At 65.1% G+C, this 12033-nt stretch carries 12 protein-coding genes; 6 read left to right on the top strand and 6 right to left on the bottom strand.

What is annotated here, in order from left to right; translation table 11 throughout:
• Nucleotides 1-84 precede the first annotated feature (84 nt).
• Genes leuD through leuC form a run of 3 tightly spaced genes read right to left on the bottom strand, consistent with a single transcriptional unit; the run spans nt 85 to nt 2656 of the window.
• Complete coding sequence (gene leuD, locus QMG28_RS01075; RefSeq protein WP_281840306.1) at nt 85-690, bottom strand: 3-isopropylmalate dehydratase small subunit; 606 nt, start codon at nt 688-690, stop codon at nt 85-87.
• Between the two features lie 31 nt (nt 691-721).
• Nucleotides 722-1240, bottom strand: coding sequence for an HdeD family acid-resistance protein (locus QMG28_RS01070; RefSeq protein WP_281840305.1), 519 nt, complete (start codon nt 1238-1240; stop codon nt 722-724).
• A 12-nt stretch (nt 1241-1252) separates the two neighbouring features.
• Nucleotides 1253-2656, bottom strand: a complete 1404-nt coding sequence (gene leuC, locus QMG28_RS01065) for a 3-isopropylmalate dehydratase large subunit (protein WP_281840304.1) — start codon at nt 2654-2656, stop codon at nt 1253-1255.
• A gap of 265 nt (nt 2657-2921) precedes the next feature.
• On the opposite strand from leuC, the gene QMG28_RS01060 reads away from it, so the two are divergent.
• Genes QMG28_RS01060 through rlmH form a run of 3 tightly spaced genes read left to right on the top strand, consistent with a single transcriptional unit; the run spans nt 2922 to nt 5207 of the window.
• Nucleotides 2922-4235, top strand: coding sequence for a mechanosensitive ion channel family protein (locus QMG28_RS01060; RefSeq protein WP_281840303.1), 1314 nt, complete (start codon nt 2922-2924; stop codon nt 4233-4235).
• A 46-nt stretch (nt 4236-4281) separates the two neighbouring features.
• The gene (rsfS, locus tag QMG28_RS01055; protein WP_281840302.1) at nt 4282-4737 is read left to right on the top strand and encodes a ribosome silencing factor; all 456 of its coding nucleotides are present in this window, start codon (nt 4282-4284) and stop codon (nt 4735-4737) included.
• Nucleotides 4737-5207, top strand: a complete 471-nt coding sequence (gene rlmH, locus QMG28_RS01050; protein WP_281840301.1) for a 23S rRNA (pseudouridine(1915)-N(3))-methyltransferase RlmH — start codon at nt 4737-4739, stop codon at nt 5205-5207. The genes rsfS and rlmH overlap by 1 nt, the downstream gene beginning before the upstream one ends.
• A 338-nt stretch (nt 5208-5545) precedes the next feature.
• Here the strand turns inward: rlmH and QMG28_RS01045 are convergent, their stop codons facing one another.
• A complete protein-coding gene (locus QMG28_RS01045) occupies nt 5546-6811 on the bottom strand; it encodes a SulP family inorganic anion transporter (protein ID WP_281840300.1) in 1266 nt (421 codons plus the stop codon).
• Nucleotides 6812-6894: 83 nt separating this feature from the next.
• Nucleotides 6895-7074 carry a PLD nuclease N-terminal domain-containing protein gene (locus QMG28_RS01040; RefSeq protein ID WP_281840299.1) on the bottom strand — a complete coding sequence of 60 codons (180 nt, stop codon included), beginning with the start codon at nt 7072-7074 and terminating at the stop codon, nt 6895-6897.
• 167 nt (nt 7075-7241) lie between these two features.
• Between QMG28_RS01040 and gpmI the strand changes: the two genes are divergently transcribed.
• From gpmI to QMG28_RS01025, 3 genes are read left to right on the top strand one after another with little or no spacing between them, the layout of a single operon-like run.
• Nucleotides 7242-8762 (top strand): 2,3-bisphosphoglycerate-independent phosphoglycerate mutase, encoded by a 1521-nt coding sequence (gene gpmI / locus QMG28_RS01035; protein WP_281840298.1) that lies wholly within the window; start codon nt 7242-7244, stop codon nt 8760-8762.
• Nucleotides 8759-9904, top strand: coding sequence for a murein hydrolase activator EnvC family protein (locus tag QMG28_RS01030; protein ID WP_281840297.1), 1146 nt, complete (start codon nt 8759-8761; stop codon nt 9902-9904). Before gpmI ends, QMG28_RS01030 begins: the two co-directional genes overlap by 4 nt.
• Nucleotides 9905-9916: 12 nt before the next feature.
• Nucleotides 9917-11257 carry a S41 family peptidase gene (locus QMG28_RS01025; protein ID WP_281840296.1) on the top strand — a complete coding sequence of 447 codons (1341 nt, stop codon included), beginning with the start codon at nt 9917-9919 and terminating at the stop codon, nt 11255-11257.
• 114 nt (nt 11258-11371) lie between these two features.
• Here QMG28_RS01025 and QMG28_RS01020 read toward each other — a convergent pair whose 3' ends face one another.
• Entirely contained in the window at nt 11372-11974 is a 603-nt protein-coding gene (locus QMG28_RS01020) for a LolA family protein (protein ID WP_281840295.1), read from the bottom strand.
• Nucleotides 11975-12033 lie beyond the last annotated feature (59 nt).

Here is a 12033-nt window from a genome sequence, read left to right as displayed (position 1 = left end):
CATCATTTCTGGAGCAAAAAAAGGGCCGCCTGGATGGGCAGCCCCCGATGTTGTGGAGGCAGCCAGAACCGCCCCCAGATGTGGTCAGACCCAGGGGCGCTCCTGAGCGGCCTTCGCCTCGAAGCTGTCGATGGCCGCCTTCTTTTCGAGGGTGAGGCCGATATCGTCGAGCCCGTTCAGCAGGCAATGCTTGCGGAACGCATCCACCTCGAACGGAATTTCGACCCCGTCCGACGTGGTGATGAGCTGGTTTTCCAGATCCACGCTCATCCGCGCATTCGCGCCCTTTTCGGCATCGGCCATCAGCACATCCACCTGTTCCTGCGGCAGTACGATGGGCAGGATGCCGTTCTTGAAGCAGTTGTTGAAGAAGATGTCGGCAAACGAGGTGCTCACGATCGCCTTGATACCGAAATCCCCCAGCGCCCAGGGCGCGTGTTCGCGCGACGAGCCGCAGCCGAAATTGTCGCCCGCCACGAGGATTTCCGCTTGCCGGTATTGCGGCTTGTTGAGCACGAAATCGGCGTTCTCGTTGCCCTCGCGGTCATAGCGCATCTCGTCGAACAGGTTCACCCCGAGGCCCGAGCGCTTGATCGTTTTCAGAAAGATCTTCGGGATGATCATGTCGGTGTCGATATTGACGAGCGGCATCGGCGCCGCGATCCCGGTGATTTTTTCGAATTTATCCATGATGTTTCCTCCGTGGAGCCTTCCGCCCCACTTATTTCCGCATATTACGGCCAACGACGCCGAGGGCGATCAGCCCCGCACCGTCGGCGATCAGTTCAATGGCCAGGATCAGCCCGAGCAGCACGGTCGCGGCGCCCATCAGGTCGCCGATCACGAGAATGCCCAGGAGCGTCGAGACCGCGCCGGAAAGAAGCAGCATCCAGAACACCGGCGCGCCCCGCAGGCCCCAGGCCATCAACAGCCGCGCGATCCCGGTGATCAGGAACAGAAACCCAACGACGAGCGTGAGCGATACGACCCCTTCCAGCGGATTGGTCAGCAGGAACACGCCCGCCACCAGCGCCATCAGGCCAAGAAGCCCGGTCATTGTCCGCGAGCCGAAAACCATGCCCGAAAAGGCGGCCCAAAGCTGGAACGCCCCGCCGAACAGCAGAAAGAGGCCGACGAGCGAAGTCACCGCGAGCGAGGCGGCAAACGGGTTGGCCAGCGCCAGAAGCCCGCCCACCAGCATCACCGCGCCGATCACCATGAACCACGTGTTGAGTTTCATATCCGCCTCCGTCTACGTGAGGTCGCGCACATCCGTCAGATGGCCGGTCACCGCGGCGGCGGCGGCCATTGCCGGGCTCATCAGATGGGTGCGGCCCTTGAAGCCCTGCCGGCCCTCGAAGTTGCGGTTCGAGGTCGAGGCGCAACGCTCCTCGGGGGCGAGCTGGTCGGGGTTCATCGCCAGGCACATCGAGCAGCCCGCAAGCCGCCAGTCGGCGCCGGCTTCCACGAAGATCTCGGCCAGCCCTTCCGCCTCGGCCTGCTCACGCACAAGGCCCGAGCCGGGCACGATCATCATCCGCACGCCATCGGCCACCTTGCGGCCCTTGAGGATCTTCGCCACTTCGCGCAGATCCTCGATCCGCCCGTTGGTGCAGGAGCCGACAAAGACGGCATCCACCTTGATCTGATCGAGCGGGGTGCCGGGCTGCAGCCCCATATAGTCGAGCGCGCGCTTCGCCGCCTCGACCTTGCCCCCCTTGAAGTCCTCCGGCGCCGGCACCTTGCCCGAGATCGGCAGCACGTCTTCCGGGCTGGTGCCCCAGGTGACCACCGGCTCGATCTCCTCGCCCTTGAGGGTGATGACCTTGTCCCAATGGGCGTCATCGTCGGAATAGAGCGTCTTCCACCAGGTGAGCGCCGCTTCCCACTGCGCGCCTTTCGGGGCGTGCGGGCGGCCCTTGACGTATTCAAACGTGGTTTCGTCCGGCGCGATCAGACCGGCGCGCGCGCCGCCCTCGATCGCCATGTTGCAGACGGTCATCCGCCCTTCCATCGACAGATCGCGGATCGCCTCGCCGCAATATTCGATCACATAGCCGGTGCCGCCCGCCGTGCCGGTCTCGCCGATCACCGCAAGGGTGATGTCCTTGGCCGTGACGCCCGGCTTCAGCTTGCCGGTGATCTCCACCTTCATGTTCTTCGATTTCTGCTGGATCAGCGTCTGGGTGGCCAGTACATGCTCCACCTCGCTGGTGCCGATCCCGTGCGCCAGCGCACCGAAGGCGCCATGCGTCGCCGTGTGGCTGTCGCCGCAAACCACCGTCATCCCCGGCAGGGTCCAGCCCTGTTCCGGCCCGACGATATGCACGATCCCCTGACGAACATCGTCCACCGGGTAGTAGTTGATGCCGAAATCGCGGGCGTTCTTGTCGAGCGCGTCCACCTGAATGCGGCTTTCCTCGTTGTCGATGCCCTTGGCCCGGTCGAGTGTCGTCGGCACATTGTGATCCGGCACGGCGATGGTCTTGTCCGGCGCGTGCACCGGCCGGCCGGCCAGGCGCAGCCCTTCGAAGGCCTGCGGGCTGGTCACCTCGTGAACCAGATGGCGATCAATATAGAGAAGCGAGGTGCCGTCCTCGTCTTCGTGAGCCACATGGGCGTCCCAGATTTTGTCGTAGAGCGTCTTCCCAGACATGCGGTTTTCTCCCGTGGGAAATGTGTGAAGTCGGATGAACGAAAGGTCTGGCCGCGATCAAAGTCGCGCCAGTACCGTCAGCGACGCGCCGAAAAACCGCCAGGGCAGGCGCGCGCGGTCGTCCATGTCAAAAATCCGTTTCATGGCTCGCGATGTATAGGCTGCGGCTGAGTCTCGCAAGCCTCGCCAGCATGCGCGCCCGTCCTTGGCTTGCGGCTGGACGCCCGCGCCCGGATTTGCCACCTTGGACAAAGGAGGACGATGAATGGAAAATCAGGCAGGCCCGGCCCCGGAAGACATCGCCCTTGGCCTCTGGGGGCAGATGCTCGATTTCCTGACCGGGCTGATGCGGCCCTGGAACGCCTACCAGGTGCTGATCGCCATTGCGCTGATCGCCGCCGCCTACCTCGCCGCCCGCATCCTCCGCCCGCGCTGGGAGGCCTGGCTGCGCTCGCGCGAAGGCTGGCCGACATGGCGCATGCGCCTCGGCGTGATGATCAACCGCCGCATGGGGCTCATCCTCTTCGTGGTGCTGATCTGGCCGCTGGTCTGGGTCATGCGCGAGCTTACTTGGCCCTCGCGCACCTACCTGCTGGCGGGCATAGGCGAACTTGCCTTTGCCTGGCTGGTCATCGCCCTCGTCACCCGTTTCATCGGCAACGCCTTCCTGCGCATGATCGTGCGCACCGCCGGCTGGATCTGGGTCACCATCTCGATCCTCGGCCTCGGCGAAGACACGGTGGCGCTGCTCGACGGCATCGCCGTCAATATCGGCGAGATCCGGCTTTCGCTGTGGATGGTGGTGCAGGCGGTGGCGATCATCGGCGCGCTCTTCGCCGCCGCGCGCTTCATCGCCAGAAACTCCACCAGCCGCATCCGCAAGAACCAGGATATCAGCCCCTCGATGCAGGTGCTCATGGTCAAGCTGCTGCAGGTCGGCCTCTATGGCGCGGCGATCTTCATCGGGCTGAAGGCGGTGGGCGTCGATCTGACCGGCCTCGCGGTACTGTCCGGCGCCATCGGCGTCGGCCTCGGCTTCGGTCTGCAAAAGGTGGTGTCGAACCTCGTTTCGGGCTTCATCCTTCTGCTCGACAAGTCGATCAAGCCGGGCGACGTGATCAGCCTGGGCGAGACCTTCGGCTGGATCGAGCAGATGGGCGCGCGCTACGTCTCGGTCGTCACCCGCGACGGTAGGGAATACCTGATCCCGAACGAAGACCTGATCACCGGCCAGGTGGTGAACTGGTCGCACACCAATGCCTTCGTCCGGCTCGATATCTTCTTCGGCACCGCCTATCACAACGATCCGCATCTGGTGCGCAAGGTTGCCACCGAGGCGGCGGCCTCTGTGGATCGCGTGCTCAGCTTCCGCCCGCCGGTCTGCCATATCGTCAATTTCGGCGACAGCTCGGTCGATTACATCCTGCGCTTCTGGATCGACGATCCCACCGGCGGCCTGACCAATATCCGCGGCAACGTCTATCTCGCGCTCTGGGATGCCTTCAAAGCCAACGGCGTCGACATTCCCTTCCCGCAGCGGGAAGTGCGCCTGCTCGGCGAAAACGAGCCAACCCGTTGAGAAGGGGCAGGGGAGTTGTTATCTTGATTTCATCCCGGCGCCGGGGATGGAACGGCGTGCCACGAAGGAGGACTATGTCCTGTCTCAACCAGCAGACGCGGCCCAAGGCGCGGCCGCAAGGGGGGCAAGCGTGAAACCCGCGCCGGTCCCTGTCACGAGCGACAGCCTGCTCGAACGCATCGTCGCATCATTGGAAGACGACAAGGCCGAGGAGATCGTGGCGATTCCGCTGCGGGGCAAATCCTCGATGGCCGATCACATGGTGATCTGCTCGGGCCGCTCGTCGCGCCAGGTGGCTGCGATTTCCGAAAAGCTCACCGACCGGCTCAAGCAGGAGATGAACATCCTCTGCAAGATCGAGGGCAAGGACCAGGGCGACTGGGTTCTGATCGACGCGGGCGATGTCGTCGTCCATGTCTTCCGCCCCGAAGTGCGTGAGTTCTACCAGCTCGAAAAGATGTGGATGACGCCGGGCGCCGCCGCCTCGCCGAAAACCGTCTGATGCGGGTGCATATCGTGGCCGTCGGACGGCTGCGCAATGGGCCGGAGCGCGAACTGGTCGACGATTACCTTGCGCGCTTCGACAAGACCGGCCGGGCGCTGGGCCTCGGGCCGGCACAGATCATCGAAGTCGAAGACAAAAAGGGCGGCGGCATGGCCGCCGAGGCCGCGCTGCTGGAAAAGGCGCTGCCCAAAGGCGCGCTGATCTGCGCGATGGACGAGCGCGGCCAAACGATGCCCTCCCCCGATTTCGCCCGCCAGCTCGCAGATTGGCGCGATGCCGGGCGCGGCGATGTCGCCTTCCTGATCGGCGGCGCCGACGGGCTCGCCCCGGCCCTGCGCGACAGGGCCGATTTCGCCCTCAGCTTCGGGGCGATGGTCTGGCCGCACATGCTGGTGCGTGTCATGCTCGCCGAACAGCTCTACCGCGCCGCCGCGATCCTCGCCGGAACTCCCTACCACCGGGCGTGAATCGCGCTGAAGTCCCGATGGACGGGCTGCCCGTTTTGCATCGCATGGGCGGTCGGGCGCTGAGTGGGTGATGACCTGCGCCATCCTTCGCCGACAACGAAGGGCGAGAGCCAAAAAGCGGCTACGCCGCGACATGCTGATGAAACGTGGCGACTTTTTGCTTCCGGTCGGGAAAACGGGATCGCCGAAACCCGCACCCGCCTGGACGTACCTATGCAGATCATCCCCGACGAACCCGAACGGATGCCGAGCCGGAAAGGGCCTCACAATCCGGCCTCTCTTCTTCGTTCTGAAAATACCTCACGGGGGTCCGGGGGTGTGAAACCCCCGGCGCTCGCCTATTTCTCGCGCGGGTGCCAGTCCTGCGCCGGCCGGTCCCGCTCGCGCCGCCTGAGCGCGAAGCCGAGCGCCACGCCCACCCCGATGGCGACCGTCAGGTCCACCAGTACCGTGAGCGCCATCGTCAGGAAGATCAGAAACACCTCCTGTTTCGGTCCGTTCACATAGCCCTTCCATTTCTCGGGCTCCGACATGTTCCACGCGGTCAGCATCAGCAGCGCCGCCATTGCCGGCATGGCCAGGTGCCCCGCCAGTGGCGCGGCCACCATCATCACCACCAGCACAGTCAGCGCATGAACCACACCGGCCACCGGCGTCTGGCCGCCGGCTTTCACGTTGGTCGCCGTGCGTGCGATGGCGCCGGTCACCGGCAGCCCGCCCACCATGGCCGAGCCGATATTCGCCGCCCCCTGCGCCACCAGTTCGGCCCGCGGACGATGCGCGCCGCCGCACATCCGGTCGGCCACCACCGCCGAGAGCAGCGACTCGACCCCGGCCAGGAAGGCGATCACCAGCGCCGAGGGCAGAAGCCCACGCAGACGCTCAAAGCTCACCTCAGGAAAATGCGGCGCCGGAAGCTGGCTGGGCAGCTCGCCGAACCGCGCACCTACGGTTTCGACCGTCGCGCCGGGCAGCAGCGTCAGCGCCGAGCCGATGGCGACGGCAAAGATCAGCCCCGGCACTTTCGGCGGCAGCCGGAACCGCATCACACGGATCAGCACCATCGTGAGCAGCGTAAGCGCCAGCGCCTGCCAGTTGAACGTGGCCCGCGCGCCCCAGAGCGCCTCGATCTTGCCGATGAACTCGGCGGGCATGTGTTCGACGGAAAGCCCCAGCGCGTCGCCAAGCTGGCTGGTGGCGATGATCACCGCGATGCCGAGCGTGAAGCCGTTGATCACCGGTTCCGGCACATAGGCCACGAGGCTCCCCGCCCGCAGCGCCCCGGCGATCAGCAGGATCACCCCGGCCATCAGCGTTGCCAGCACCAGCCCGTCCATCCCGTGCTCGGCGATCACGCCATAGACCACCACGATGAACGCGCCGGTCGGCCCGCCGATCTGCACCCGGCTGCCGCCGAGTAGCGAAACGATGAGCCCGCCGACGATGGCGGTGACAAGCCCCTGTGCCGGGGTCGCCCCCGAGGCGATGGCGATGGCGAGCGACAGCGGCAGGGCCACAAGCCCGACAGTGATACCGGCCATCGCATCGGTGCCGAAAGCAGGCCAGGAATAGCTGCGAAGCGTGGTGAGAATCTTCGGAGTCATCGGAAAAATCGGAAATATGAGTGGTTCGGGCGCAGCCTAACGACTTGCTGCGCCGCCTGCACCCGGTTTTTTCAGCGCGAACCTCAGCCGCCGCGCGGCCCCGCGAGCAGCCAGATGATGAAACCGACGATCGGCAGAACAAGGATCAGGATCGTCCAGAGCAGCTTGCCCGCCGCCGAGGCGTTCGAGGTCAGAACCTGGTAGATCGCGTAGATGTCGAGGGCGAGGACGATCGCGCCGCCCAGGCTGGTACCAGCAGTCATGTCGGGCTCCTTTTCAGTCGGCCCAATGCGTCGGCAGAATTGCCCGCATGGCAACGAGCGTAGACGCCCCCCTTCGCGCCGGTCAACCCGGCCTGGGGGGCACGCTGCGTGGTTGTGCGTATCCGGGCGGAGGTCTAGATAGGTGGCAACGGAAAGCGAGGCCCCCGATGAGCATCCCCAAACCTGTCTGTCTGTGCATTCTCGACGGTTTCGGCATCCGAGACGCGCGTGAGAACAACGCGGTGAAGCTTGCCGATACGCCCAGCTTCGACAAGCTGATCGCCACCTGCCCCCATGCGCAGCTCACCACCCATGGCCGCTCCGTGGGGCTGCCCGACGGGCAGATGGGCAATTCCGAGGTGGGCCATACCAATATCGGCGCGGGCCGGATCGTGGCGATGGATCTGGGGATGATCTCGCTGGCGATTGAAGATGGCGAGTTCCCGAAGGAACCGGCCCTGCTCGATTTCATCCGCGATGTGAAACAGGCGGGCGGCACCGCGCATCTGATGGGGCTGACCTCGCCCGGCGGCGTTCACGCCCACCAGGATCATATCGTTGCCGCCGCGAAGGTGATCGCCGCTGCCGGCATTGCCGTTGCTGTACATGTCATCACCGATGGCCGCGACGTGCCGCCGAAATCCGCCCGCGACCAGATCGCCAGGTTCGAGGCCGATCTGCCGGAGGGCGCGAAGGTGGTCAGCGTTTCGGGCCGCTATTTCGCGATGGACCGCGACAACCGTTGGGAGCGTGTGAGCCAGGCCTATGACGCGATGGTCAAGGCGATGGGCGAGGCCGCGCCCGATGCCGATACCGCCATTGCCAATGCCTATGAGCGCGGCGAGAGCGACGAGTTCATCAAGCCCACCGTGCTTTCGGGCTTCACCGGCATCCATGACAATGACGGGATCTTCTTCCTCAATTTCCGTGCCGACCGCGCCCGCGAGCTGCTGCGCGCCATCGGCGAGCCGGGTTTTGCCGAGTTTGACGTGGGCACGCGCCCCAAGCTCTCGGCGCTGCTCGGCATGGTCGAATATTCCACCCGCCACAATGCTTACATGACCACCGTGTTCCCGCCGCGCGACATCGTGAATACGCTGGGTTCGTGGGTGGCGCAAAAGGGGTTGAAGCAATTCCGCCTTGCGGAGACAGAAAAATATCCCCACGTCACCTTCTTCCTCAACGGCGGTCAGGAAGAGCCGGAAGTGGGCGAAGATCGCTACATGGCGCCCTCGCCCAAAGTGGCGACCTACGATCTCCAGCCCGAGATGAGCGCACCCGAGGTGGGCGACAAGTTCGTCGAGGCGATCCACAAGGGCTATGACCTGATCGTCACCAATTTCGCCAATCCCGACATGGTCGGCCATACCGGCGATCTGCAGGCGGCGATCACGGCGGTGGAAACCGTCGATACCCAGCTTGGCCGGGTGATCGAGGCGCTGGCCGAGGTGGGGGGCGCGGTGATCGTCACCGCCGACCACGGCAATTGCGAAACGATGGTCGATCCCGAAACCGGCGGGCCGCATACCGCGCATACCACCAACCCGGTGCCGGTTGTGATGTTCGGCGGGCCCGATGGCGTATCCCTGCGCGACGGGCTTCTTTCCGATCTTGCGCCGACGCTGCTCGAACTCATGGGGCTCGAACAGCCCGCCGAGATGACCGGCAAGAGCCTGATCGTCCGGTGAAGTGGCCCGCGCTCTTCCTCGCGGGCGCGCTGGCGCTGGGCGGCGGCGCTTCGGCACAGACCGAAACCCCCGATACCGCCTGGGATGCGATGGAAGAATTGCGCGCCGCGGGTGATGCGCTGGAAGCGGCCGAAGGCGCGCGTGACCGCGTCGCGGCGCTGACACAAACGGTGCAGGCCTACGAGAGCGGGCTTGCGGCGCTGCGCGAAGGGCTGCGGCAGGCCACGATCCGCGAACGTGCCATCGAAGGCGTGTTCGCCGCCGAGAGCGACCGCCTCGCCCGGCTTCTCGGCGTGTTGCAGGCGATCCAGGCGGCGCCGGAGCCGCACCTGCTGCTCCACCCCGACGGGCCGCTTGGCACCGTGCGGGCGGGGATCGTCGTGTCGGACGTGACGCCCGCGCTCACCCGCGAGGCGATGGAGCTGAAAGAGGCGCTGCAGGAGGTTGCCGTGCTGCGGGCCTTGCAGGAGGCTGCGGTGACGACGCTGGAAGAAGGGCTTGCCGGAGCCCAGCGGGCGCGCACCGAACTGTCCAAGGCGATCTCTGAGCGCACCGATCTGCCGCGCCGGTTCATCACCGATACGGTGGCGATGGAAAACCTGCTGAACTCCGCCGATACGCTGGAAAGCTTTGCCGGCGGGCTGCTGTCGGCCAGCGTCGAAGATCCGTCGGTCAGTGTCGAGGCGCCCGATTTCACCACCGCGCAGGGGCAGCTTGGCCTGCCGGTGCTCGGTCGTGTCATTCGTGGTTACAACGAGGCCGATGCCGCCGGCGTGCGCCGCCCCGGCTGGGTGGTGGCGACGCGCCCGCTCACGCTGGTCACCACACCCTGGCCCGCCACGATCCGCTATCTCGGTCCGCTGCTCGACTATGGCGAGGTTGCCATTCTCGAACCGGGCGAGGGCTATCTGCTGGTGCTGGCCGGTCTTGGCCAGCTCTTTGGCGAGGTCGGCGAGGTTTTGCCAAAGGATACGCCGATCGGCCTCATGGGGGGGTCGACTCTCGCGGCAGATCAAGGCTTTTTGATATCCTCCCCGCAAGGAGGTGGCGCTGAAGCGTCGGAGTCGCTTTATATAGAGTTGAGAAGAAACGGCACGCCCGTGGACCCGGCGGAGTGGTTCGCACGTGCCGAAAACGGATAGACCGGAGCAGACATGAAAAAATTCCTGATGGCCGCCGTTGGCGGAACGCTGGCCGGCGCGGTGCTGACCACCCAGATTGCCGGGCCGCTGATCGCCCAGGGCGCGGAGAACAATGCGTCGGTTTATCAGCAGCTTGATCTGTTTGGTGATGTGTTCGAGCGCATCCGCTCACAATATGTCGAACAGGTCGAACCCGCGGAGCTGATCGAAGCGGCGATCAACGGCATGTTGACCTCGCTCGATCCGCATTCCAGCTACCTGCCGCCGGAAGACGCGGCCGATATGCGGGTGCAGACGCGCGGCTCCTTCGGCGGGCTTGGCATCGAGATCACCCAGGAGAACGGCTTTGTGAAGGTGGTTTCGCCGATGGACGGCACCCCCGCCGAGGCGGCGGGGATCCAGTCGGGCGATTTCATCACCCATGTCGACGGCGAGAGCCTGCTCGGCCTCACCACCGACGAGGCGGTTGACCTGATGCGCGGCCCGGTCGGCTCGGAGATCATCATCACCGTGGTGCGCGAGGGCGTCGACGAACCCTTCGACGTGTCGATCATCCGCGACACGATCAAGCTCACCGCCGCCACCGTGCGCGCCGTCGGCAACACCGCCGTGATCCGGATCACCACCTTCAACGACCAGACCTATCCCAACGTTGCCGATGGCTTCGAAACCGTGGTCGAAGAGTTGGGCGGGATCGAAAATCTCGCCGGTGTGGTGCTCGATCTGCGCAACAACCCCGGCGGGTTGCTGACCCAGGCCATCGCGGTCTCCGATGCCTTCCTCGAAGAAGGCGAGATCGTCTCGACGCGGGGCCGCAACCCTGAAGACACCGAGCGTGTGAACGCCAAGCCGGGCGACATCACCGGCGGCAAGCCGCTCGTGGTGCTGATCAACGGCGGCTCGGCCTCGGCTTCCGAGATCGTGGCCGGTGCGCTGAAGGACCACCACCGGGCGATCATCGTCGGCACCAAGAGCTTCGGCAAAGGCTCGGTGCAAACCGTGATGCCGCTGCCCGGCGACGGTGCGATGCGCCTCACCACGGCGCGCTACTACACGCCGTCCGGCCGCTCGATCCAGGCGCTGGGCGTGAGCCCCGATATCGTCGTCGAACAGCCGCACCGCGATATCAATGCAGAGGCGGAGGAGGAGGACGACACCCTGTTCCGCTCCGAGGCAGATCTGCGCGGCAGCCTCGACAATGACAGCCTGACCGAAGACGAGATCAAGTTGATCGAGGAGGAGCGCGCCGCCGCCGAAGAAGCCGCCAAGCTGCGCGACGACGACTTCCAGCTTTCCTATGCGATCGACCTGATCAAAGGCGTCTCGACCATCGCGATGGAAGATATCCGGTAAGCCGCGACAGGCGCGAAACATGGGCCACCCCCTTATCGGGGGTGGCCTTTTTCGTTGTGGGATTTACTGGCAGCGCGGCTGTGCGATGCCCGTGCCGCCGCGTTCGGGTGCCGGTCAGCGGTTGCGCTTGTCGATCTCGGCGCCGATCGAGAAGGTGGCGGTGTTGAACCGCATTCCCGTTTTGAGTTTGCCGAGGATCACCGCCGTTTCAGCGCCGGAGCCATCGGTGATGACCCATTGGCGCAGTTCCACCGGATCGGCGGTAAACATCAGCCGGATCGTGCCGTATTCCGGAAAATCCGGGTCTTGTGCCGTGACGGTCGTGGCGGTGCCGTCGTAATCGTGCCCGACCACCATGCCGGAGCGTGCGAGGTTCACATCGCGCTCAAGGATCAGGTTGAGCGGCGTTTCCTTCAGCGGATATTGCTCTGGCCCGGTATTGGATTTGCCGTCAAACACCGCAAGCTGCTGGCCGCCCGCGATCACCAGCGTCTGCTCCGGCGGGTTGTATTCGAACCGCGCCCGGCCGGGCCGCTGGATCATGATCGTGCCGGTCGAGATCGTCTGGTCGGCATTGATCTGGGTAAACTCGGCTTCGAGCGTGGTCAGCCCGTCGAGATAGGCCGAGATCTCGCTGAGCGAGAGCTTGTCGGCCCAGAGCGGCAGGGCCGAGAACAACAGCGCCACGGGGGCGAGGAGGAAGCGGGCAATCGTCATGGCACCTACCTAAGCGAAAGCGCGGGCGAATCCAGACCGCCCGCGCCTCATATCATTTC

This window comes from Sinisalibacter aestuarii, assembly GCF_027923545.1.
GTDB lineage: Bacteria > Pseudomonadota > Alphaproteobacteria > Rhodobacterales > Rhodobacteraceae > Sinisalibacter > Sinisalibacter aestuarii.
Note: the sequence above shows the minus strand (reverse complement) of the source record. Positions and strands in the feature narration are given on the sequence as shown.

What these genes read in the sequence shown, in the direction of transcription:
- rlmH (WP_281840301.1), top strand. Translation starts at nt 4,737, where the DNA reads ATGCGGGTGCATATCGTGGCCGTCGGACGGCTGCGCAATGGGCCGGAG.
- QMG28_RS01020 (WP_281840295.1), bottom strand. Translation starts at nt 11,974, where the DNA reads ATGACGATTGCCCGCTTCCTCCTCGCCCCCGTGGCGCTGTTGTTCTCG.
- QMG28_RS01040 (WP_281840299.1), bottom strand. Translation starts at nt 7,074, where the DNA reads ATGACTGCTGGTACCAGCCTGGGCGGCGCGATCGTCCTCGCCCTCGAC.
- leuD (WP_281840306.1), bottom strand. Translation starts at nt 690, where the DNA reads ATGGATAAATTCGAAAAAATCACCGGGATCGCGGCGCCGATGCCGCTC.
- QMG28_RS01025 (WP_281840296.1), top strand. Translation starts at nt 9,917, where the DNA reads ATGAAAAAATTCCTGATGGCCGCCGTTGGCGGAACGCTGGCCGGCGCG.
- QMG28_RS01070 (WP_281840305.1), bottom strand. Translation starts at nt 1,240, where the DNA reads ATGAAACTCAACACGTGGTTCATGGTGATCGGCGCGGTGATGCTGGTG.
- QMG28_RS01060 (WP_281840303.1), top strand. Translation starts at nt 2,922, where the DNA reads ATGGAAAATCAGGCAGGCCCGGCCCCGGAAGACATCGCCCTTGGCCTC.
- leuC (WP_281840304.1), bottom strand. Translation starts at nt 2,656, where the DNA reads ATGTCTGGGAAGACGCTCTACGACAAAATCTGGGACGCCCATGTGGCT.
- QMG28_RS01045 (WP_281840300.1), bottom strand. Translation starts at nt 6,811, where the DNA reads ATGACTCCGAAGATTCTCACCACGCTTCGCAGCTATTCCTGGCCTGCT.
- rsfS (WP_281840302.1), top strand. Translation starts at nt 4,282, where the DNA reads ATGGAACGGCGTGCCACGAAGGAGGACTATGTCCTGTCTCAACCAGCA.
- gpmI (WP_281840298.1), top strand. Translation starts at nt 7,242, where the DNA reads ATGAGCATCCCCAAACCTGTCTGTCTGTGCATTCTCGACGGTTTCGGC.